General features: G+C 33.9%; 19 protein-coding genes, 1 pseudogene and 1 riboswitch. Of the genes and pseudogenes, 6 read left to right on the top strand and 14 right to left on the bottom strand.

Annotated features, from left to right (window positions below):
• Positions 1 to 97 precede the first annotated feature (97 nt).
• The 6 genes from C7Y47_RS07270 to C7Y47_RS07245 all read right to left on the bottom strand — a co-directional run bounded on the left by C7Y47_RS07270 (position 98) and on the right by C7Y47_RS07245 (position 8,030).
• Complete coding sequence (locus C7Y47_RS07270; protein ID WP_142508159.1) at positions 98 to 781, bottom strand: N-acetylmuramoyl-L-alanine amidase family protein; 684 nt, start codon at positions 779 to 781, stop codon at positions 98 to 100.
• A gap of 122 nt (positions 782 to 903) precedes the next feature.
• Positions 904 to 2,694 carry a sensor histidine kinase gene (locus C7Y47_RS07265; protein ID WP_142508158.1) on the bottom strand — a complete coding sequence of 597 codons (1,791 nt, stop codon included), beginning with the start codon at positions 2,692 to 2,694 and terminating at the stop codon, positions 904 to 906.
• On the bottom strand, positions 2,691 to 3,377 hold the full coding sequence (locus C7Y47_RS07260) for a response regulator transcription factor (protein ID WP_142508157.1): 687 nt from the start codon (positions 3,375 to 3,377) through the stop codon (positions 2,691 to 2,693). The genes C7Y47_RS07265 and C7Y47_RS07260 overlap by 4 nt, the downstream gene beginning before the upstream one ends.
• Positions 3,378 to 4,709: 1,332 nt before the next feature.
• The gene (locus C7Y47_RS07255) at positions 4,710 to 5,966 is read right to left on the bottom strand and encodes an MFS transporter (protein WP_142508156.1); all 1,257 of its coding nucleotides are present in this window, start codon (positions 5,964 to 5,966) and stop codon (positions 4,710 to 4,712) included.
• A gap of 28 nt (positions 5,967 to 5,994) precedes the next feature.
• Entirely contained in the window at positions 5,995 to 7,179 is a 1,185-nt protein-coding gene (locus C7Y47_RS07250; RefSeq protein ID WP_142508155.1) for an aminotransferase, read from the bottom strand.
• 68 nt (positions 7,180 to 7,247) lie between these two features.
• Positions 7,248 to 8,030, bottom strand: a complete 783-nt coding sequence (locus tag C7Y47_RS07245; protein WP_142508154.1) for a PhzF family phenazine biosynthesis protein — start codon at positions 8,028 to 8,030, stop codon at positions 7,248 to 7,250.
• Between the two features lie 192 nt (positions 8,031 to 8,222).
• Between C7Y47_RS07245 and C7Y47_RS07240 the strand changes: the two genes are divergently transcribed.
• A complete protein-coding gene (locus C7Y47_RS07240; protein ID WP_142508153.1) occupies positions 8,223 to 9,695 on the top strand; it encodes a PLP-dependent aminotransferase family protein in 1,473 nt (490 codons plus the stop codon).
• A gap of 190 nt (positions 9,696 to 9,885) precedes the next feature.
• On the opposite strand, the pseudogene C7Y47_RS07235 reads toward C7Y47_RS07240, so the two are convergent.
• Both C7Y47_RS07235 and C7Y47_RS07230 read right to left on the bottom strand, forming a co-directional pair.
• Positions 9,886 to 10,167: pseudogene (locus tag C7Y47_RS07235) on the bottom strand (GNAT family N-acetyltransferase); the annotation flags it as partial.
• A 373-nt stretch (positions 10,168 to 10,540) separates the two neighbouring features.
• Positions 10,541 to 10,882: a hypothetical protein gene (locus C7Y47_RS07230; RefSeq protein ID WP_142508151.1), complete on the bottom strand. Its 342-nt coding sequence runs from the start codon at positions 10,880 to 10,882 to the stop codon at positions 10,541 to 10,543.
• 779 nt (positions 10,883 to 11,661) lie between these two features.
• Here C7Y47_RS07230 and C7Y47_RS07225 point away from each other — a divergent pair.
• The 4 genes from C7Y47_RS07225 (at position 11,662) to C7Y47_RS26075 (ending at position 14,429) form a co-directional block, all read left to right on the top strand.
• On the top strand, positions 11,662 to 12,171 hold the full coding sequence (locus tag C7Y47_RS07225) for a DUF3231 family protein (protein ID WP_142508150.1): 510 nt from the start codon (positions 11,662 to 11,664) through the stop codon (positions 12,169 to 12,171).
• Between the two features lie 510 nt (positions 12,172 to 12,681).
• Positions 12,682 to 12,831: a gamma-type small acid-soluble spore protein gene (locus tag C7Y47_RS07220; protein ID WP_142508149.1), complete on the top strand. Its 150-nt coding sequence runs from the start codon at positions 12,682 to 12,684 to the stop codon at positions 12,829 to 12,831.
• Positions 12,832 to 13,789: 958 nt separating this feature from the next.
• A complete protein-coding gene (locus C7Y47_RS07215) occupies positions 13,790 to 14,083 on the top strand; it encodes a hypothetical protein (protein ID WP_142508148.1) in 294 nt (97 codons plus the stop codon).
• 103 nt (positions 14,084 to 14,186) lie between these two features.
• Positions 14,187 to 14,429: a DUF3888 domain-containing protein gene (locus tag C7Y47_RS26075; protein WP_142508147.1), complete on the top strand. Its 243-nt coding sequence runs from the start codon at positions 14,187 to 14,189 to the stop codon at positions 14,427 to 14,429.
• A gap of 306 nt (positions 14,430 to 14,735) precedes the next feature.
• On the opposite strand, the gene C7Y47_RS07205 is transcribed toward C7Y47_RS26075, so the two are convergent.
• From C7Y47_RS07205 to mmgD, 6 genes are all read right to left on the bottom strand, one after another.
• Entirely contained in the window at positions 14,736 to 15,794 is a 1,059-nt protein-coding gene (locus C7Y47_RS07205) for an enoyl-CoA hydratase/isomerase family protein (protein ID WP_142508146.1), read from the bottom strand.
• A gap of 14 nt (positions 15,795 to 15,808) precedes the next feature.
• Positions 15,809 to 16,594 carry an enoyl-CoA hydratase-related protein gene (locus C7Y47_RS07200; protein WP_142508145.1) on the bottom strand — a complete coding sequence of 262 codons (786 nt, stop codon included), beginning with the start codon at positions 16,592 to 16,594 and terminating at the stop codon, positions 15,809 to 15,811.
• A 26-nt stretch (positions 16,595 to 16,620) separates the two neighbouring features.
• Complete coding sequence (locus C7Y47_RS07195; protein WP_142508144.1) at positions 16,621 to 18,279, bottom strand: acyl-CoA dehydrogenase family protein; 1,659 nt, start codon at positions 18,277 to 18,279, stop codon at positions 16,621 to 16,623.
• A 47-nt stretch (positions 18,280 to 18,326) separates the two neighbouring features.
• Positions 18,327 to 19,241, bottom strand: a complete 915-nt coding sequence (gene prpB / locus C7Y47_RS07190) for a methylisocitrate lyase (RefSeq protein WP_142508143.1) — start codon at positions 19,239 to 19,241, stop codon at positions 18,327 to 18,329.
• A 376-nt stretch (positions 19,242 to 19,617) separates the two neighbouring features.
• Positions 19,618 to 21,051 (bottom strand): 2-methylcitrate dehydratase, encoded by a 1,434-nt coding sequence (prpD, locus tag C7Y47_RS07185; RefSeq protein WP_142508142.1) that lies wholly within the window; start codon positions 21,049 to 21,051, stop codon positions 19,618 to 19,620.
• Positions 21,052 to 21,148: 97 nt separating this feature from the next.
• Positions 21,149 to 22,270: a citrate synthase gene (gene mmgD, locus C7Y47_RS07180; RefSeq protein ID WP_142508141.1), complete on the bottom strand. Its 1,122-nt coding sequence runs from the start codon at positions 22,268 to 22,270 to the stop codon at positions 21,149 to 21,151.
• A gap of 192 nt (positions 22,271 to 22,462) precedes the next feature.
• Positions 22,463 to 22,657, bottom strand: a riboswitch (cobalamin riboswitch).
• Positions 22,658 to 23,557: 900 nt separating this feature from the next.
• Between mmgD and C7Y47_RS07175 the strand changes: the two genes are divergently transcribed.
• Entirely contained in the window at positions 23,558 to 23,833 is a 276-nt protein-coding gene (locus C7Y47_RS07175) for a YqhV family protein (RefSeq protein ID WP_142508140.1), read from the top strand.
• The last annotated feature ends 586 nt before the right edge of the window (positions 23,834 to 24,419 follow it).

The following is a 24,419-nucleotide window of genomic DNA, read 5'->3' as shown; positions in this document are numbered from 1 at the left end:
ACTCTCCTATTTTTACCAATTCAATTGAACATACAAAAAATACAATTCTTTCTGATTAAATCATAGAAAGAATTGTATTTTCAATTTAGTAATTTTGTTAACTAGTAAAATACTCAATGATGCCATCAACAATACCCTGTTGCGTTTTTTCTTGGAATTCTGCTGAATTCATTGTTTTTTCATCATCTTCGTTAGATGTAAAGCCTAACTCAATTAAAATTGCTGGTGAAGAATTTTCTCTTAGAACAAGGTAATCGCTACCTTGAACACCTCTATCGCGAGTATCTATATTTTGATTAAAAATAGCTTTTTGTACAATTTTAGCCAATTTCTTATCTTTTCTTTTATTAACTCCATAATGAGTTGTTATTCCTTTTACATTTGTATCCTCAAAAGCATCATGGTGAATGCTAATATATAGATCTGCTGAATGGTCTTTAGCCACTTTGACACGTGCTTGTAATTCTTCTTTTTGCTTCGTTTCTGGAAGTAAACTAGTATCGTTTTCACGTGTTAAAATAACTTTTGCATCCGTTCTATTTTCTAGCTCTTTTTTTATATTTAGAGCTACTATTAAATTAAGGTCTTTTTCAATTGTCCCTAGGACCTTTCCTTCTGTCCCTCTATCTCTTCCACCATGACCCGGATCAATGACAATTGTTTTTCCACTCAAGCGGAAATCTTCTTTTGATACATTTTTCTGTCCTTTAGCACTTACTAAACTAAAACCTATGCCTATTATTAACATAATAATTAAAAACAATATCGCTCTTTTGTTCATTTCAACTATCTCCTTATCAGCTTTCAATTCATTTTCTAATGAAAATATTAATGAATACTGATAAAGATAAAATGCAGATTAGATCGATATTGTTTAAAATTAAAAAAGTGTAGAACTTAAATCTACACTTTTTTATTTAAATAGAAGTAAAATAATACGCCATCTTCAGTATTTGATACACCAAATTGTACGCCATGTAACTCTAAAATATTTTTGGAAATAGCAAGGCCCAATCCTGTCCCACCTTTGGAACGTTGACGGGAGGTATCTCCCCTATAAAAACGATCCCATATTTTCTCTAAATGTTCTGGAGCGATATGTGTCCCTTTGTTTTCTACACATACCTTCACACGTTCTTCTTCTTCAATAGTTGAAATAATAATATTTTCGTTTTCTGGCGTATAACGAATAGCATTGGTAATAAAATTCGTAATAACCTGCTCAATTCTATTTTGATTTGCAACTACTTCAATTTTTGAAAGATACTTACGAACATGCAATTGCTTATTAGTTATGTCTAAAGCTACTTGCTCGTATATATACTCTATAATCTCATCAATAAAGAAAACATCCATTTCCATCTTATACGTACCGGATTCAAATTTTGCTAGCTCCAGCATATCAATAATAAGCGTATCCATCTTATCTACTTCTTTTGACATTGCTTTAAAGTAATAATCTTTTTTATTACTAGCGACTCCGTCTTCCAGAATTGAAATACAGCTTTTCATGATACTTAAAGGCGTTTTCAATTCATGTGAAACACCGGCAATAAATTCTTTACGTGTATTTTCTAATTGTTTTTCTTTCTCTATATCTTCTTGCAGCTGAGTAATATAGGAATGCAAAGTTTTTGAAAGTGTATTAATATTGTGCGATAAATTGCCAATTTCATCTTTGGTAGTAATAGGTATCATTTCTGAAAAATCCAAATCCGCGATTTTTTTTGTAGTATTATTTATTTGTAGCAATGGTTTCGCAATTTTTTTGGAGTAGTAGAATGATACTAAAACTATAAGAAGTAATACAAATATAATTAAATATACATAATAATCCTTTATCATCTGCACAGCTTCATCGACTGGTTGTAATGATGTCATAGCAAAAATATAATTTATTTTACCAGTAGAATCTTTTGTCGGTTTAATTATTATTTTATATTTAACACCATTCTCCTCATAATCCATTATTTCTGTAGAAACAAAATTATTATGATTTTCATTCATAATTAAGTTCACTTGAAATTGTTTTACCCTGTTTATTAACACACTATTGGCATAAATAAAGTTCGTCCCAACTATTCCCTGTGGTAGTTGTACTTTCTTAATACTTCCTACTACATATATTTGTGAATCTGTTTTTGGTGTAGGTTCTGGAGTTTGTTTTCCATATAACATTTCTGATAGTTGCTTATTCTCTAGAGCAACATTCCCATTTTCAATTGTTAAAATTGCAGGAACCATTTTTTCACCTTTTTGTACTCCATCAATAGTAATTCGATTGCCCTGCTCTAAAAGAAAAGCCGTTCGATGTATATCTTCTATATCGATAAAACTATATAGTGGGATATGAATTACACGATTAGAGAAATTCTTGTTTTTAGAAGGATCTAATTGTATTTCTAAAGAAAAATCATTTGCGGTTTTAATATTTCCTACACTGTCTAACGTTGTAATCCATGCTGCATTTTTTTGGTAAAAGTTTTGTTCCAACTCTTGAATTTTTTTAGAATCATACTCAACCTTTACATATGCTTTTTCAAAAGATTCAATACTTGTTATAACATCATTGACTTTTCTGTTAGCATAGAATTGCTTAAAAAAAATGGTTTGTCCAATAAAAATAGTAACTAAAATAAGTGTACATAATGCTGTTGTCAGCAAAAATAATTTTAATACTATGCCTTTTTTCATACATTCCCCTCAAATTTATAACCAGCTCGGACAACAGTTACAATACAAGTTGCTTTATGTCCTAATTTATGACGCAAATTACGGATATGACTGTTGACAGTACGATCATCCCCAGCAAATTCATAACCCCAGATTTTAATAATTAATTGTTCTCTCGTGATAATAATCCCTTGATTTTGCATTAAATACGTTAATATTTCAAACTCAGTATGTGTCAGGGTTATCGTTTCTCCATCTACAGTTACTGTACGTGAGGGAAAATGTACATGGATGCCACTACTGGATAATCTATCTTCAGTTGATTCATTTTCTGCAGAAGAATTTCGACTTTCAATCAATCGTTTCGCTCTTGCTAATAAAATTGGCGGACTATAAGGCTTTGTAACATAATCATCTGCACCTAGCTCAAAACCAAGTAATGTGTCATCTTCATCCACACGAGCCGTTAACATAATGATAGGTACATTGGATGATTTTCGAATCCTTCTACAAACAGACCATCCATCTAACTCCGGCAACATTATATCTAAAATAATTAAATGTACTTCGTGTTCTTCAAATATGGTTAAAGCTTCTTTTCCATCTGCTGCTTCTAGCACACCGTAACCTTCATTTAATAAATAATCTTTAACTATTTCACGTAAAATATCTTCGTCTTCTACAATTAAAATGTTTTTTTGCATATTTTCTCCATTCTTTCTCTTATAATTACATTATTTTTTATTTCTATACTCTTTAATTTATAAATTTTACTATGCTGTTCCCTTAAATTCATTGTATAAAATTAAATATTGACTATATTAAAATAACGTTTATACAATAATAACAACGCTATGAAACGTATCGAGATTCAGTAACACGTACCGTTTGCCCATCTCGATCGTTCTCACAGCGCACAATAAAACATTCCATGTTTCCTTTTTTGACATAATTCAGGGAGAATACTTCCCTGATTTTCTGCAACTATAGACTACAGTTTTAGGGTGTCGAATTTAATTGGACAAATCTATATTAAACGATAATTAGTATTATTTAAACGAATAATCCCCTTATGAACGATAAATTATAGGAACTATCACGATAATAAGAAAGTTGTGACCAAGGTTTTATATTATGTAAACTAAAATTATTTGGCGTGGAGGAGGGCTTGAATATGTCATTTCCCCATAGAACTTTTTCGACTTGCACTTGTGATGATTCATACATACAGCCATTGATGAATTTGTATTGTATTCGGGACTTGCACCCTATAGTTCATACGCATACCGGGCACACATAAAAAAATCCTGAATTAACAGGATTTTTCATCAAACTTTATATAAATCAACACTTTTAAGACTACCATTCGCTGGAGTGGGTAGTTTTTTATACGTTATATTTTAATTAAAGGTTTTTTAAAGTTGGCTTGGAATAAGGTTTGATAAAAAAATTCTTTTCAATCCTTATTTAGCGAATGCAAAAACTCCATTTTGATAAAAGATTGTTCAAAATAGAGTTTTTAGTTTTAGCTAAGTATGAAGCTTTTATAAAAAAGTTTCATACTTAGCTAAAATTGTATTTAGTATTGTAGCAATTATGAGTTTTTTGATAGTCTATGGTTTCTTATACAACATTGTACATTCTAATTTTTGTTCCTGCCCATATTTTGTATCCATCATCTATGTTTCCTAAAGGAATCCATTTAGCTACTTCCATTTGCCTCTTTAACAATCTTTTAAACTAAACCTGTTCCGTTCGTACTATATAATAGTTTTTCTCAACCTGTAACAGAAATTCCCCCTTAGATACGTCAACTCCCCATAATATCTGGTATATGGATAAGAATCTACAGACAAATGGACAAGGACATCAAAGTCTAAACTTTACTTCAACGTAAAAATTAGTTTAGACTTTGGTGTCTTCCATTAATGTTTATCTTGTCGCATTTTGTTTATTCAACATAAGTAAAATAAACAAAATTATTTACATGTCCTAAATAAAAGCACACATTTAAATTAGATGTTAATCTCCCATACTTAAATAGTACTTTGTTTTTTTTTCTCTAGAGTCTTTTGCTCAGGAAGTAAAAAGGTGAAAGTTGCACCAATTAATAAAATAATTATCGATAGATAAAAAGAAGAATTATAATTGGCATGGAAATTATACATTAGACCTGGAACATATGCCCCTAATGCAGAACCTATTTGATGACTAAGAAATAGCCAGCCTATAATAAAACCTATTGAATAATTTTTAAAATGTTGGGTTGCTAATAATTGAGTAGGAGCTACAGTTGCAAAATCAACTAAACCAAAAATCATAGCAAAAATTATGAATAGATAAGGATTACTATTATCGAAAAGTAATAAAAGAGAAAGTGGCCGAATTATATATAAAACTATTAGGAACTTACGACTACTCCATCGATCAGCTATAACACCTGAAATTATTATTCCTATTATATTAAATGCGGCTAAAACACTGACTGCTATGCCAGTTATGCTTGTTGAAAAACCACATAACTGTGCAATAGAGATTAAGTGAGTGTCCATTAATCCTGTTGTAGTAAAACCACAAATCGCGAAAGGCAAAATAATGAACCAAAATTGTTTTTTTCGATAAACTTCCCAATTAAAAAATGTGTTATTTTTTTTCTTTTTAATTTTTGTACTGTCTTTTTTACTATGGCCTCCTATAGGTTCCAACTCTTTATCTTCAGGATTATTTCGTATGAAAAACAAGACTATTGGAAAGATTACTGTGGCCAGAATTAAGCCTAATACACTAACAGTTCCTTTCCAACCAATCCAATGTATTAAAGCAAGAGACCCTGGTACAAGTAACATTTGCCCTGCACCAAACCCAGTTTCTACTATTGCTAAAGCAAGTCCCCGTTTTTTATTAAACCAGTTTGTAACAACTACCGTTGCAGCTACATTTGATGCTCCTCCAACCCCAATTGATACAAATAGTCCGTAAATAATCATCAATTGCCAAAAATCATTGACAAAAGCGATCAATAAAAAGCTAATTGCCACTAGAATAGTACTTAATGAAAGTATTAAGCGCGGACCAAACTTATCAACTAATGTTCCAATAAATGGTTGTGATACTCCATAAACAATAAAACTAATTGTTGAGATAAGTGAAATTGTTCCTCGGTCCAATTGAAAGTCATTTTCCCAAGGCTCAATAAATGCACCAAATGATAAACGAACGCCTTGAACAGCCAATAGATTTATAAATATGACTAGTACAATTATCCACGCATAATGAATTTTCAATTTCTTAATTTCACTTCTTTTCTGTTGGATAAATATTTTATAAAATTTCTTTATCTATGAATCTTTTAATTCGTAGCATGGCTTCTTGTAAAAGTTCAAAACGAGTAGCATAACTACATCTTATATACCCTTCACCACCTTTACCGAATACTGAACCTGGTACTACAGCAACATGTTCATCTATTAGTAGTTTTTCAGCAAATTCTTCACTTGATAAGCCTGTTGAAGAAATATTTGGGAATACATAAAAAGCTCCTCCTGGTAAATGACATGAAAGTCCCATTTCATTGAATTCTTTAACAATATAACGTCTACGGTCGTTATAACTTTGTACCATTTTTCTAACTTGCCCCTGACCATTTCTTAAAGCTTCTATGGCTGCAAATTGAGACATTGTAGGAGCGCACATTATGGAATATTGATGTACCTTCAACATTCCTTGAATAATTTCTGATGGTCCACAAGCAAATCCTAATCTCCATCCTGTCATAGCAAAACCTTTTGAAAATCCATTTATTAAAATGGTTCTACCCTTCATACCTGGGATGGAAACCATACTTGTAAAGGGGGCATCATAAGAAATTTCCGCATAAATTTCATCCGAAAGGACCAGTAAATTATGTTTTACTATTACCTCAGCAATTTTTTCAAGGTCTCTCCTATTTAGGACAGTTCCAGTGGGATTATTAGGAGAGCAAATGATTATTCCTTTTGTATTTTCTGTTATAACTTTTTCTAATTGCTCAGGTTGGAGCTTAAAATCAAAATTAGCCAATGCTTGGATAGTTACTACTTTTCCACCCGCCATTTCAATAATTGGAGAGTACGATACATAGCTAGGTTCTATCACTATTATTTCATCACCAGGATTAACGATAGTTCTTATAGCAATATCAAGAGCTTCAGAAGATCCTACAGTTACTAAAATTTCATTTTCAAATGAATATTTTGCATTGAATTTATTGTATAAATAGTCAGAAATTTCTTTTCGAAGTTGAATAAGCCCAGCATTAGGAGAATAAGCCGTGTAACCTTTCTCTAATGATAAAATGCTTGCTTCACGAAAATTTAATGGCGTTACATAATCAGGCTCACCTACTCCCAGTGATATAACATTGTCCATTTGATAAGCTAAATCGAAAAAGCGTCTAATACCTGATGGCTTAATGGTTTTAATACGATTTGCTAAAAAATTTTCTGGGTCAAAACCTTTGGTATTCATAGTTTAAAATCACCATTCTTATCTTTTACAATCTTGAAAATTGTTTTTTTTTGAAGTCTTTTTCGCTTTTATAATTGTAGATCCGCAATTGAATATAAAACAGCTGAGCCACTAATCTTTACTCTAACATCGTTGTATTTACAGTATAGTGTTCCACCACGTTTAGAGAGTTGTCTAGCAATCATTTCATTTTTTCCTAGTCGTTTTGCCCATAATGGAATTAAACTACAATGTGCTGAACCGCAAACTGGATCTTCATTTACATTTAGTTTTGGCCAAAAGGCTCTAGAAACAAAATCAACTTCATTTCCTTTTGCAGTCACAAAAACAGCAAGTCCCTCCGGAAATTTCGCTAATTTAGTAAAATCAGGAGACAAGTTGCGTACATCTTCTTCTTTTTCAAGTACAAACACCAAATCTCTACCTAAAAAAGTTTCTACAGGTTCTATACCAAGTGCTTCCACCATCTGTTTTGTCAATGTATATTCTTTAAGCTTTATACTTGGGAAATCTAATTCATAAAGATCATTTTTCTTCACAACAAGCAGTTCTCCACTCTTAGTTTGAAATCTGATATTTTTAAGTTCTTTGTCATAAAAGTTAGTGATAGTATAAGCAGTAGCTATGCTAGCATGTCCACATAGATCAATTTCTCCTCCAGGTGTAAACCATCTTAAATGATAACTGTCTCTATTCTTTTCTTTTACAGCAAATGCTGTTTCAGAAAGGTTGTTTTCGATAGCTATATTCTCCATCACTTTTTCAGGCAGCCACTCATCCATAATACAAACACCTGCAGGATTACCCTCAAATATTTTTTCCGCAAAAGCATCCACTACATAATATTTCATTAAATAAACCCTCCTGTTTACTTTTTATAATTGTTTAAATATTCCGTAATTTTATATAACTCACCTACCTACTGTATACATAGCAAAGCATCCTCCCTAATGTTATAATGTGTTCATTTGAATCACCTTATTTTATAACGAAACTAGGTATAACACTCAATACACTTCTATAACACTTTATGGAGGATAGACATGCATATTGAAATTCAACGAAAATCAGAGACTTCTCTTTCTAAACAAATTTTCCAATCAATAGTTGACCATATACGATCGGGTCTATTACGAGAAGGAAGCCAGTTACCTTCTGTCCGGGAATTATCTAAAAAATTAGAAGTTAGCTTTGTTACTGTAGTCAAAGCCTATAAAGAACTCGAAAAAGAAAATTTTATTATTTCTATTCAAGGAAAAGGAACGTTTGTGAATATTGACGAATCAGATGTAAGTAATTCAAAAACAGATGAACCACCATTTAATTGGCAGTTATCGATACAAGATTATCTCCCAAGAGCGCAGTTTTCTCGCTTTCATCACGTTCAAGGTGAAATTCAACTCTCTTCATCAATGATTGACCCAGGGCTTCTCCCTAATCAATATTTAGAAAAAGAAATTCATAAAATGCTTTCTGAAAATCCAAGGATATTATCTCGATATAGTGAAATCCAAGGTGAGTATAAACTGAGAGAAGCAATGTCTAACTATTTAAAACAATTCGATGTTCCTACTACACCTGAAAACCTTTTAGTTACAAATGGATCTCAACAAGGAATAGATCTTATTGCTCGAACATTTATTGGTCCAAATGATGTTGTGATAATGGAAAGTCCCACGTATCCAGGAGCGATAGACATTTTTAGAGGAAGAGGGGCTACCATACTTACTGTTCCAGTAGATAGTGATGGTATGAATTTAAATATACTTCAAAATTTGTGTGATAAATACAAACCAAAGATTATTTATACAATACCTACCTTTCATAACCCCACTGGTGTAGTTATGTCACATAAGCGACGTAGACAAATTTTGGAAATCGCTAAAAGTATTCAATGTATTATTGTAGAAGATGACCCATGGAGTGAGATTTATTTTGATAAAAAGCCCCCTGCCCCTATTAAAAGTATGGATAATTATGGTCATGTAATTTATTTAAAAGGATTAAGTAAAACGCTAGCTCCAAGTTGCAGAATTGGAATTCTCTCAGCATCAGGTTCTATTTTCAATCGTCTACTAGCTGCTAAATCTAATGCAGATTTGGGTAGTCCTTTACTAACACAAAAGTCATTATTACCCTTTATTACTTCAAAAAAAATGATAGATCATATGAAAAAATTAAGAACAGCCTTAAAAGTAAGACGGGATTTGTCACTCGAATTACTATCACAATACTCTCCTGACGGGATTACGTGGATGGTACCTAAAGGGGGACTAAACATATGGATTACTCTTCCGAATTGGATGGATACAAATCAACTTCTTATAGAAGCTAAAAAAAATCTCGTATCATTTTTACCAGGTTCTGCTTGTTTTCCAGTAGAACATGAAAAATGTCATTTACGATTAAGTTTTTCATTTATGAGTGAACTACAATTACAACAAGGGATTAAAACTTTATGTATGATTTTTAATGCTGAAATATCTTCAAAAAAAAATAACTCGCCATATTTTTGATAATATTCTTATGATTAATATATATAAGGATTTCCAGAAAGAAACGATTACCAAAGATTATTTTATGATCTAAGTAAAATTAGGAGAAGACAAAATCGAAGTTCTAGATTACTAAGGCCAATTGAGACCGATCAATGAAGACATCTATTAGATACTAAACGCCTGTCATTTTGTTATTGTATACAGGCGTTTAGTATTTTAGTTGCTTACACTGTAATGCTAATGCTTTTGTACGGTGCTCATTAAATTCCATATTACGTGTTTCATGGATAAAACCTATTTTCTTGTAAAAACCAATGGCATTATCATTTTCCCAAACACCTAACCAGATGCTTTTTTTGTTTTGTGCTACAGCTATTTCCATCGCTTTGTTAATTAAATGTCTTCCAAGTCCTTTTCCTTGATATTTATTTCTAATGTAAATTCTTTCAATTTCTAGTAAGTCATCCCCCATATGTTCAAATTGACATTTACCTTTAAATTGCCAGCAGCTTCTTAACTAAAAGAAGTCTTAAAATATGCTTTTACTGTGGTGGCATTTTAATCTTAACATTGAGGATATCTTTCATTATTCAATCTAACCTTAGTATTTCACCTTTTGATGTACATTTGGTAGAACTGTCTAAAAAAATATGGGTTAACTTAGTAAGTTGGGAAATCCACGTTGCGAAGCTTCCTCATTGCCTGCTAAATAGGCAGCTATTGATCGGACTTGTTACATACTACAGATATTATGGACAAGAATGGCCTGACAACCAAAATTACTATTGAGGAGAGGATAAAAGAAATCAATAAATATCAAAAAGCATAAGCTTTTTACGCCTACGCTTTTTCAAAAATTAATGTTAAGACATCGTTATTCTTTGGCAAGCTATTTTTGCAGATGGAATTGCAACACCAGCACCAAGTGCGGCATCTACTGATTCTCCCCAAGAACCACTGCTAGCCTTTATTTCGTTCCCTGCTGTCAAAACGCCTTCTGCTACAATTTCAACACAATCATAATAGTCTGGATTAGGATTACTTTCAAGATACTGTACAGCTAATTCGTCTGCTTTCTTTTGTATTGAAAGTCGACCTTGTTCAGCCAATGAACTAAAAACACTCTCGGCTTGCCCACCAAAATGTACTATTACGTCGTTAATGTCTCGACCAGTACGATGTATTTCTCCCATTTCAGATGACATATTTAGTCCTCCCAATCCTTGAAATTTGAACTTTTTAAGTTCACAAATATTTTATCCAACTGTGATTGGTCTTATCCATCAACAACTATTTCTTTTTGGTTTATATAAAAAATTCAACATGTTTGTTTAGGAATTTTTGTCTTTAGATTTAGCTAACACTTTAAACATTTGCTCTTTCTGCAACGTAAACGTATTTGGGCGCGTTCTAAATGAAACGATTCATCCAAGTTATTACGAAATACATTTTCCTCATCAAATGAATACATTTTGTAGTATCCCCCGTGTCTCTTCTAAGATTTTCAGATGTACACTTTTTAGTTGTATTGTTTTTAAATACTTGAACATACATTATCTTCGTGATAGTTATGTGTTGCACATGCATCGCCCCGATTTTTAAAAAGCACTACGCTATCGCAATCATAATAATTTAATCAATTCCCTATTCTATATTTTTAAATACACTTTCATGGTTAATAAACTATATAATCATAACTTCTAAATCATATTCTAAATATGTAAAGTAAATTTGCTTTGCATCCCGATTTCCTTCTAAGGGTCACTCCATCCCAAGTGACCCTTTTATAATTTTATTTTTCTAAACAAAAGTCACAAACAAGCATTGTAATAGTGGTATACAAATTCTTTTTATCTTTCCTTCATTTCTGTCATGGCCACTTCGAACAAGTTATCTTTTTAATTGCTAAAAATCGAATTATTTTTCTTTTTTAACCCATACTATCCATGTTTGAAAATGTTCAAATAAGAGAGGAAGTGCAAGTATGGGAATACTTAGTGGCAACCCAAAAGACGAGCCATTACACTACGGAGAAGTCTTTAGTATCTGGACACATCTCACTGTAAATTATGGCTTTATCGCTGGATATCAAACGTTTTACAATCATTCTGGTGATGAAGATTTAAGAAAAATAATCGAAGATATCATCGACACTTGTAGAGAAGAAGCAAAACAGTTAGAAAAAATACTAAAAACTAACGGCGTTGCTCTCCCGCCTGCACCACCGGAGAGACCAGTTGCACGAATAGAGGATATCCCCCCTGGTGCGAAATTCAATGATCCTGAAATTAGTGCAGCCCTAACAGGTGACCTTGCTGCGGGGTTAGTTACATGTAGTCAAGTTATGGGGATGTCAACTAGGGAGGATATTGCTTTAATGTACGCTCAATTTCACACAGGTAAAGCTCAACTAGGCGCAAAACTGTTACGTCTTAATAAGACTAAAGGCTGGTTAGTTCCCCCACCGATGCATGTGGCTTATCCAGAAAAATAGTATTTGATTAAACCTGACAAACCGTTCCCCAGTTTAACGCTGGGGTTTTTAACTGTTCCATTTATTACGAGGTAATGTTACGCACATATTTTCATGGTTATCAAAAGGAACAAGTTTGTTATACTTCTTACCTTCGATGATTTTATTAATAGTTGTTATTTTAGTTTGTGTGAGAATCTATGTTGTAATATTGCTAAAAACTCTTTCACCTAAAATATTTAAAATATTTTTGATACCTGTTGTCCTTTTAGGGTTTTTTCTGGGCTATTGCATTGAACATGGGATTTATGAGTTTTTTTAGAGCGTTTTTTATGCTCTATTTTCATTTAATTCTCAAATTGTTCATTAGTTTACTGTAGCATGGGACAACGCTTTTTTTCTTATCTCCATAAATGATTTTTTATGAAAATCACTTTAAATAATGCTTGGTAAATCAATACTACTTCATTTAGGATATCCTACGAATAATAAAGCGTCTTTTGTACAGACTAATTTTAGGAGGTGAAATACATGAATAAAAACAACCAAAACTTTAACTCGATGAACCAAGAATTCGGGAATGAAACTGATGTTAATCAAATTAAACAACAAATCCAACAAGCAGAAGCTAACAAAAAACTAGCTTCTGGTCGATTTGAAAATAAAAACGATACAAAATAAAATTGATTATCATCCCAAAACCGGCAACTTTTTTGCCGGTTTTCCCTATTATATCTCCAAGCATATAGACTCTTTTCAGCGTCGGTATGATTTTTTATTTTAAATGTGACTATACTAATCATGCTATCAAAACAATAATTAAGTAGTTAAGGAAATCAGCTTAGCTCCTATACCTTGTAAAATTCATTGGTTTCGGATCACTCTCCCTCAAGGGTTGGTAGAAACCTAGAATTAAGAAAGCATAATATATATCATTCCCTCATTTTTGGACTTTGCTATCTCTCCTATTCCCTTTTCTCCTGTACATTTTCCTCTTTAGAATCATATATTTTAAAAATAATACATACTTTGCATGTAAGGAGGAATTAACATCAAAAAGATCACCTTTTCCATTATTCTTTTGTTAATTACAATTGGCATCTACGTATTTTATAATCGTAATTCCCAATCTGTTACAGATATTTCCTCATATGCATTTGTTGCGAATTCCGAAGAACAACTAAAAGCAGTAGAAGAGATAAACAAAAAGATTGGAGAAGTTGAATTAACTAAAAAAATTATAAATGGTCTCGTAGAACACGGATTTTCTCCTGACAAAAGAATTCTCTATACAATATATTCACCTGAAAATAAAGTTCTAACAATATCACTATCTAACTTTGATAGGCATGATAAAACTATAAATAAAATAACCAACATTATTAATACAATTTCAAAAGAAAACAATCTCGGCACATTTTCAGTGGAGTTATCAGAAACAAAAAAATAATATTGACTGATAAGATTAGAACAATACTTAGCTCGATTGGGATTGGCATTATGTTCAATAACACTATGAAATTAAAACTTACAAAATTATAAGTTTCATGTAACAAAAATTTAATTGTTATAACTAAAATTTTGTTTTAAAATTGCTCTTGTTGAAAAAAACAAGAAATCATGATGTGAGGAATATTTAATGAAAGACAAACGAATTAAATTTTTATCTATTTTTGGTGGTACGACAATTATTGCTCTAGCTCTAATAGCTTTTTTCCTTATCGACCAAGGTATGCCTAAGGAATTTAGTGAAGAAGCATGGGCAAACACTAAAGAAATAGCAATACAAGCAACAGTTGAGCATTTTAAAAAGGAAAAAAATATCGATATTACAATAAATGAAGTTAGTTCTTCAGGTGAATATGCAACACATGAAGTATATTTAGAAGGTCATGTTGTTGATAATTTTCTACAGAAATATCTGCTGTTGTAGATATTTCTGTAGAAAATTATCAAGTAAAATCTATTGAAATGAACACCTTTTTAAACTAGCCTGCATCGTTAATTCAATAAAAAAGAGCTGCATATGCAACTTAATGATCTTTCATTACTATGGCTACATTAAACAATATGGTTTTTTAAATGCTAAGATCCGGCGTATCATCAGAGAGCATGAAGGTTCGTTTAGCTTTCTTACCGAAGTTCAATTCATAACATTTGAGCATGCACATGACTCTCCTTATGGTAAAGAAACGATGATTTTTGAAGTAAGCCCTAATGGGATGAAAACAATTAGTTTTCAACATGTAGGAGATAAAGTAGAAAAATGCATTCTATAGTGCAATACTTTCTGATAGGAGAAATAGGTACCAACATTTTGCTTCCTCAACGAAAGAACCTACAAAAATGTTATAGACCCTGTAACCTTTATAAAAGGCAATACTGGTTATATACTCTTTAAATTGTTTGATGGTACAAATAAAAATAGTAAACAGAGTGAGAAACTGGATTATAAATTACCACCAGTATTTATGGAAAAATGATTGAAGCCTACTGATTCAGTAGGCTTCAATTGTTTCAAAAAATTAACTTCGTAACGAATATTGAATTATCAGGCTTTCTGCTCCTTCAAAAAGGATTTTAAACTATGACTTTACACTGTTATCATGAAAAAATTTCTTCTTATCTTCATCTGTAAATTCAGCTAATGTTTTATAGGTATACTGCGGATTTCGATCTTTATCAATGACGACAGAGCGTACACCTTCAAAGAAATCTTCATGTTTTAAAAAGTTTTTTGCTAAGATTAAATCTGTCGCAAAGCATTCTTTTAATGTTTTATCTCGTGCATCAATAAGCTGCTGTAACGTAATTTTTAACGAAGATGGAGATTTAGATAGAAGTAACTGCTTTGTTTCATGTGAAAATTTACTTGCGTCATTATCTAAAGACGCTACTATTTCTTCTATTGTATAGTTAGAGAAATGTTGATCTATTTTATTTTGAAGACTGGCAAGTTCACTATTTGTTAATGGGTTGCTTGAATACTCCTCGATTAATTGGTTTAGAGCTGTGCTGATCTCTTGTGTATGCCAGTCAGTTTGTTCGATCCTTGTTAGGAATTTGTGTAGCTTATCGCTTGTCATATAGCTATCAGCACCATTGACAAAAAGAACGTCAGCAGCTTGGATGACAGATGCGGTTAATGCTAAATAGTATCCTACAAAGCCAGGTGCTTTGTTTAAGAAATAGGCTGCTCCAACATCCGGAAAGAAGCCGATATTCATTTCCGGCATTGCCCATTTTGTCCGTTCAGTAACGATTCGGTGGCTAGCCCCAAAGGTTAAACCGACACCACCACCCATGACAATGCCATCAAGGCAGGCAATAATTGGTTTTGGATAGTGATAGATAGCCATATCTACTTGATATTCTTCTTCAAAAAAAACTTCGGCATTTTTGAAAGCTTCCTGACTGGAGCGAGCATTATAAAGTGTTTTAATATCACCACCAGCACAAAATCCCTTCTCACCAGAACCTCTTAGGATAATAAGATGAATTTCATCATTTGCTTGCCATTCCTTTAGTTTCTCGCCGATAGGTTTTAGCATTTCAGTGGAAAGTGAGTTTAAAGCTTTAGGACGATTCAATGTAATGGTGGCTGTTCCACCGTCACTGACCGAAAATAGTACTTCGTTTTCCATATTACATTCCTCCCTTACGAATGTTTAAATTCTGGCTGTCTTTTTTCAATAAAAGCCTGAACACCTTCTTTAGCATCCTCTGTTAAAAATAGCTCAGCAAAACGTGTTCGTTCAAGTTCCAGTCCTTTTTGAAGATGAACGTTGCCGCCCTGCATTACACATTCAATTGTACGAGCCACACTTGTCATACTTTTACCATCAACAAAGGACTGAGCAACAGCTTTTGCAGTTGGCAGTAGTTCCTCCGGTTCAGTTACCAGTTGAATAATGCCTAGCCGAAGTGCCTCGTCGGCGCTTAATTGTTTACTTGTTAAAATTAATTGTAGGGCTTTCGCTTGATTCGTTATTCTGCTAAGTCGTTGTGTGCCACCGAATGTTGGAAGTAGCCCAAGTTTTAGTTCTGGTAAGCCAAGAATTGCATTACTCGAAGCGATTCTGAAATGGCAGCCTAACGCTAACTCTAGTCCTCCACCAAGGGCTGGACCATTTATAGCTGCAATAACAGGCTTTTTCATAGCTTCAATTTCATCACATAGAGCTTGACCTGCCTCGGCCATTTGCAATGCTTTTTCCTGTTGCCCAAAAGCAGAAACAAATTCCTTAATATCTGCACCAGCTACAAAAAATCGCCCTGTGCCCGTAATAATGATGGCGTTTGTTTCTTTGTCCTCTGCTAGCTCTTGGAAAATGACACGAAGATTTTCAATAGTTGCTGATGACAACGTATTTGCTGGTGGATGATCTAAATGAATAATCGCGATGGAACCTTCTTTACTTACATTGGCAAATGTATCGACCATGATCTTTTCCCTCCTGTTTATGAAAATTAACTAATAGATTTTGGATTGTTGATGATACTTCTTGCAATCTCTCTCTTCTTCATAAAGAGATTCTGATGTAGGGGAGTGTTTAAGTGTTGAATATCATCCAGCCATGTTTTTCGTATTTGCTCATTTGTTTCAGCAGCAGCAATAATGTCAATTGTTCTTTTTTCTATTTTACGATAACCCTCTTGGCACAATATGTCTGTCATCAAATTTTTCGTTTTTTCATGTGCTGCCTTTTCCGTTCTCAGTAAAGAAGATTCCATGATATAAATATCCTTTGCTATATTAGCCAACAGACGCATGTATTCCTGTTCTTGTTCCAGATTAATTTGTGCAGCTGAAATGACAGTCATTGCCATTTGCATTAAATGCTTGGATAGCTGGATATATTGGTGATTATCATCTGATGGTTGGCACGCTCCTAAAAAATTTTTTGTAGAAGCTGTTTGCGTATGCTTTTTATATAATATTTTAGCAATTGTTAAGCGATTGATTTCATTTGTTCCTTCAAAAATACGGCTAATTCTTGCGTCACGATACAAACGTTCTACTTCATAATCTTGCATATAGCCATATCCGCCATGTATTTGAACAGCTTCATCTACAATTTTGCCAAGTGCTTCCGAGCAATTGATTTTATTGAGTGCACATTCCATAGCGAAATCGGCTATTTTTTGAACCATGGACTCTTTACTTTCTAACTCAATAACATCATCCATTTCTCCAGCTGTTCGGTATGCAGCACTTTCTGCGCCATAAATTAAAATCGCCATATTAGCAATTTTTTCTTGAATCATTGTAAAATCAACGATCGGCTTTTGAAATTGTTGCCGTTCCTTACCGTAATTCACTGCTAATTGGAGTGCCTGTTTGGAAGTTCCTATGTTTGAAAAAGCGAGCTTTAGGCGTGCCATATTTAATATATTCATAGCAACCTTATGGCCTTTTCCAACCTCTCCAAGAACATTGTCCCTTGGTACGACAACGTCCTCTAAAATAAGTGTAGCCGTCGAAGACCCTTTAATTCCCATCTTCTCTTCTTCCTGCCCTATAGATACCCCTGTTAAAGTACGTTCTACAATGAAAGCGGTCATTCCTTCGTTTGTTTTTGCAAAAACAACAAAGATATTTGCTAGCTGGGCATTGGTAATCCATTGTTTTTCACCGTTTAATACCCATGCTGTACCATCTTCATTCAAAATCCCATTTGTTTTTGGATGTAATGCATCTGAACCTGCGTCTGGCTCAGTCAGGGCATAGGCTCCAATCCATTCACCTGAAGCCAGCTTAGGTAAGTACTTTAGCTTTTGTGACTCATTCCCAAAATAGACATAGGGCAATGTGCCAACTCCTGCATGAATATTGTAGGAGACACTAAAAGAGCCCCCGTAGCCCATTCTTTCTGCAACAAGCCCCGAAATTTTTTTATTGAGTTCAAGCCCCCCATAGTCTTCGGGTATCTCAATGGCAAGTAAACCAAGGTCACCTGCTTTTTGAAATAATTGACGAGTGACATCATATTGATGCTGTTCAATAGCTGAAATATTAGGTGAGACATCCTGTTTAATGAAAAGCTCTGCCGTTTTTGCTATGAGCTCTTCCTCATCATGAAAGTCCTCAGGTGTAAAGATCGTCATTGTGTTTTCTAGTTTAGCCATACAAGCCCTCCTTGAAAGAAAGAGGAGAAAAGCAGATTGCTTTTCTCCTACTTGATTTCCTCTTTAGGTAAGATAGTTTTCGCCAACTCACTATCTAAATCTTCGAATTTGTAATAGGAGATTGTTTCATATAATTCACTTCTAGTTTGCATATCCTCAATTGCTTCCTTTTGAGTCCCCGTATTTTTTATTAAGTCAAACACTCGCTCATATGCTTTGGCTGCTACTCTCATTGATGTAACGGGATAAATAACCATCGAATAGCCCATTTTTTCAAACTCCTTAGCTGTATAATAAGGTGTTTGCCCAAATTCAGTCATATTTGCTAATAAAGGAGCATCTAGCTCACTAGCAAATTGTTTAAACTCTTTTTCTGTTTGCAGAGCCTCAGGAAAAATAGCATCTGCTCCAGCAGCTACATAGGCATTTGCTCTTGAAATAGCCTGTTCTAAACCTTCTACAGATCTTGCATCAGTACGGGCAATAATAACTAAAGTAGGCGCTATTTGTTTAATCATTTTTATTTTTTGTATCATTTCCTCTTGGGATACGAGTGTTTTACCATTCAAATGTCCACATTTTTTAGGAAGATTTTGATCCTCTAACTGTACAGCAGCTACTCCAGCCTCTACCATTTCGCGAGCTGTACGTGCAACGTTTAATATACCGCCAAAGCCAGTATCAATATCCACTAGTATTGGTAAGTTAGTAGCTTGGATAATTTCACTAGCACGTTGCGCCACTTCATTTGAATAAATTATTCCTAAATCAGGTAAGCCCCTACTTGCTGTGTAGGCAGCTCCAGAAAGATATAATGCCTCAAAGCCCACTTTTTTAGCCATTAAGCCTGCCATCGCATCATGAGCTCCTGGTATTTTCAAAATAGTAGAACGCGTTAGTAAAGCTCGAAATTGGTCAGCCAATTGTTTTTGTGTCATTACTTCATTGACAATCCACGCCATTTTTAAAGACCTCCTTTTAATCAATATGCCGCGGCATAATTGAGCCCAGAATCGGTTTTGTGCTTAGCCCTGCAGATGTTTTTTGTGCGAAAGCGAAGCGGCAGCAGCAGATGTTTTTTGTGCGAAAGCGCAGTGCTAACGAAGCGACAGCAACAGATGTTTTTGCCCGAAAGCGCAGTGCTAACGAAGCGTTAGCAACACCGATGCAGGGCAGTTAGCCGTTATCGCATGGATGTGATGATTTTAAACTAACATTCTACATTGAACTCCTTTCCGATTCCGTGACATCTGCCGGAGGCACTTCTTTCAGCGGATGTTTGAACACCCACTATAAAGTGACTTATTCTTTCGATACATAAAACACAGCTGAAAAAAGTTAGATGAATAAATCTACAAATTCATGAACAGCACTATTTTCGAGAATCTCTTTATTAGCACAAAGCTCATTAATTTTACTTAATTGTTTTTGAGAATAATGTGTACTAATATTTTGTTGGAATTTATCAATGATTTTAGGGAATGCTTCCTCACGACGGAAACGATGTCCTAAAGGATATTCACACTCTACTAATTCTGATGATGTCCCATCTTTGTAATAAACTTGAACAGCATTAGCAATAGAGCGCTTTTCAGGATCTAAGTAATCGATCGTATATTGTGAATCTTCAACAACAACCATTTTATTTCTTAGTTCATCTATGCGTGGATCTGCTGCCACATCATCTTCGTAATGGTCTGCGATAATATCACCATAGATCAGCCCAATTGCTGTGATGTATTGAATACAGTGATCACGGTCAGCTGGATTATTCAATGGGCCCTCTTTATCAATGATGCGAATAGCTGATTCATGTGTCGTAATGACAACTTTTTCAATATCATCTAAACGATTTGTCACTTCATGATGTAAATGAACTGCACATTCTGCAGCTGTTTGCGCATGAAATTCAGCCGGGAAAGAAACTTTGAAAAGAACATTCTCCATAACATAAGAGGTAAGCGGTCTTGCAAGCTTTAATTCTTGTTTATTAAAGAGTACGTCTTGGAATCCCCAGCCAGGTGCAGATAAGGCCGTTGCATAACCCATTTCACCTTGCACAGCCATCATGGCTAATTGTACGGCTCTACTTGTCGCATCTCCTGCTGCCCATGATTTTCTTGATCCTGTATTTGGGGCATGGCGGTATGTTCGTAAACTTGAATTATCAATCCAAGCATTTGATAATGCATTGATAATTTCTTGACGAGTTCCACCTAATGCCTTTGTCACAACCGCTGTTGTCGCAATTTTGACATATAATACGTGATCTAAACCAACGCGATTCAGACTATTTTCTAATGCTAATACCCCTTGAATTTCATGGGCTTTAATCATCATTTCTAAAACGTCTTTTATTTTAAGAGGCTCTTTGCCTTCAGCAATACGTACACGACTCAAGTAATCCGCAACTGCTAATATGCCACCTAAATTATCAGAAGGGTGTCCCCATTCAGCCGCAAGCCATGTGTCATTGTAATCTAACCAACGAATCATGCAACCAATATTGAAAGCACCTTTCACTGGATCAAGTACATAGGAAGTTCCTGGAACACGCGTACCATTTGGAACAACCGTACCGGGTACAACTGGTCCAAGTAGTTTCGTACATTCGGGATACTGTAAAGCCAAAATGCCGCAACCTATAGTATCTAATAAAACATAATGTGCTGTTTCGTAGGCTTCTTCACTTGTAATCGTTGTATTTAATACGTAATCGGTAATATCAGTTAGTAATTGATCTGTCTTAGATAGTTCATTTGTTTTTATCATTTATATCTTCCCTCCGTTGCATGAATTTGCTATATTAGTATACTGATGGACATTGGTCAGAATGCCCATCAGCTCTATGGCGAGTTGTTAAACTTGATTATACCGACAATTCTTCAAGGTTATGACGCTCGCCAATATAATTGACACGAGGTCTAAATAATCTATTATTGTCATGCTGTTCAATTACATGAGCACATAAGCCGATCGTTCGTGAGCCAAAAAAGATTGGCGTATATATTTCAATTGGCAATCCAAGCATGTAGTACACTGGTGCCGCATAATAATCTAAATTTGGGTATAACCCTTTTTCCTGTACCATCACTTTTTCACCAGCTTCACACATGTGATATAAGCGATGATCTCCTTGCTGCAAACATAATTTGTGTAAAGCCTCTTTCATAATTCGCGCTCTTGGGTCCATTTTTTTCATATAAACACGATGGCCAAAGCCCATAATCTTTTCTTTATTTTGCAGTTTGTATTTCAGCAATGTTTCAAAGCCTTCTACTGTTTTGGCTTCAAGAAGCATATACATCACTGCCTCGTTTGCCCCACCATGTAAATTACCTTTCAATGATGCGACCGCGCCAGTTAAAGCACCATACAAATCAGATTGTGTTGAGGCAATAACACGAGCCGTAAACGTCGAATTTGGCATCTCATGTTCACTATATAAAACGAGTGATTGATCAAAAATTTCTTCTTCTAAAGCAGTTGGTTTTCTGCCAGTTATCATGTAATAAAAATTAGCACTATAGGAAAGCTGGTTATCAGGCTCCACGACATCTTGACCATTTAATACACGATAGCTATTCGCTACAATATTTGGCATACCACCTAAAAGTCTATATGCTCGCGACAAATTCATTTCAGTAGAACGATCATTGATTTGCTGATCATAGCCTGCTAACACCGAAATGCCTGTTCTAAGCCCATCCATAGCATGCGTCCCACCAGGTAATAACTTGAAAATTTGAAAAATTTCTTGTGGAACCTGGTAATTAGATTTCAATTTAACCTGTAAATTAGCTCGTTGCTCGGTAGTTGGTATTTCTCCATGCAACATTAAGTAGACAATGTCTAAATACGAATATCTTTGTGATAACTCAATCAAATCATAGCCTCGAATCACAATCTGACTTCCTACAGTGTCTAAAAAAGATAGCTTTGTTTCAGCGGCAATGATTCCATCGAGACCTGGTGAATAATTTAACTCCATTCATTACAACCCCTTTGTTTAATTATTCTTGTAAGCGTTACCATTAAAACACGAAAGAACAACAAAAAAACAACTTCTACCCCTTTGAGAAGTTGTTAATCTACAAAAGCATGATAGAGCAAATAAACAGTGAATTTACATGAATTCACAAAGATCATGTAGTAGCTAACACCTCCCTATCCTAGTAGGTCAATTGATGCTTATTTAGTGGCAGGTCTCCTGACTTATGATCAACGCTACAATAACACCTTCCCATTTTGACAAACAAAACAGTGGCCTTGTTATTGAACTCCTAAATACAGTTGCGGGACAGTGTTGGACTCTCACCAACTTCCCTTTTCATCAAATGGAATCAACTCCATTTGAACCACCAAAATTTAGCATATTCAATTTGTCATTTTACCTTAACATAGAGTTTTTAAAACAAGCAATATAGGTAAAATTCTGAAAAGACAGACTATCGTTAACTATTTCTCTTTCTTGGTGAACTATTCTGCATTTCTTAGCAATATTTCGTATAAAAAAGATTTTTAAAAGGATCTCGCCGAACCGGTTTTAGAGAGTTTCTTTAAAAGAAATGCGATCTCTTTTAAATATGAGCTTTATTTAGGCGTGAGAAATTTGGGTACATTTAGGAATTACGAAAATTTATAGGAAGTAGTCCGACTATAAGTGTTACAGCAATAATAATCAGCGGTTATCTAAGGGCCTAAAAGAAACTATAGAGGAAGTGAGTTCTTTACCTTTTTGGTTATTAAAGACGCCAGGATCAATGATTTACCAATGATCCTGGCGTCTCGTTTTTCTTTTGACATATGCGGTTTTAAATTTGTGTTCAGCAACGTCGTTTATTGTTCCTATATGGACGACTAGCTTTGCGATACAACATTTAAGGAAAATAGAAATTGTTATGAATGGTATTAGTATTACTTGTTTCTGAATGGACTTTCTTTCGTTAAGAAGAATTTCATAATATTTTTGGCTAGCATACGCTACAGATAGTTGTTTTAAATAATAACTTAACCCGTTGCTAATACAAATATAACCCCTAAAAAACTATGTAGAAAATGGATTTCTAAAAACAGATTCTATTTGAACTATTAACTAGAAAATTGCTTATTAAATGAACACTATAAAGCATAATATAACAAGAATAATTAACACGAATCATACATATATTGATTTTAGCATTTCATATTAAAACAGAAGTCTACAACTATCCTAATGATGGAAATATAATATAAGAGAATTTCATTTTCACCTTTAAAAACTATTTATAAAGATTGGATGATGACAGTTATTGAAAAATCGGTTCTTGCTATGGTTATTTTACGCGTATTGTCTGGAAGTATTGAAGTAAGTGCTGGATTGTTGATGCTAAAGTTTAATAATTTAGAAAAAGCATTCTATATTAATACAATGCTTGCTTTGGTTGGTCCAACAGTTTTAATTGTAACGACTGCCATTGCATTATTTGGACTAGCTGATAAAATTCCAGTGACGAGAATTATTTGCCTTTTTACAGGAATTACTCTTATTATTGTTAGCTCACATATTAAGTGATAATAAAGTCAATATTCGACAATAATAAAATTTCTTCCAAAAGTATGTTTTGCAATTGTTGTTAATTACATTATTTTAAATTGACACACTCTAACGGCTGCTCCATTAAAACGTACATATCACAATACCAATGGTAGTAATGCAAATTGAACAAAGTTTCTCACTTTACGCATGGCGACTTTTATAGGCGTGTGACACGATGCGTTTTTATATGTATAAGTAACAGCTACTTGCACAAATTAATATTGAGTGTATCGCACACACTTATTCGGTTGTGGCGTTGGTTGACCGTCACATCCTCCCTCATTTAGGGTCACCTTAACTCAGTGACCCTTTTAAAATTTTTTCTCAAAAGTAAAAGACTAAAGTTTTACCAAATCCTTGATCTCTTAGATTTTAGTAGGAAAACTTTTTGGTGAAATTGAAACTAAATGAAGATGCTTTGAATTTTAAATTACGATTTACAGCTTTGAGCTTACTAAAACAATAAAAATAACGCTGTGAGAGCATCTAGATTCAGTAACACGTACCGTTACCCATTTCGATCGCTCTCACAGCATAAAATAAAAGCTGCCATCCGTTTTTT

This window comes from Lysinibacillus sphaericus, assembly GCF_006864135.1.
Taxonomy (GTDB): Bacteria; Bacillota; Bacilli; order Bacillales_A; family Planococcaceae; genus Lysinibacillus.
This window is presented reverse-complemented; position numbering and strand designations above follow the sequence as displayed.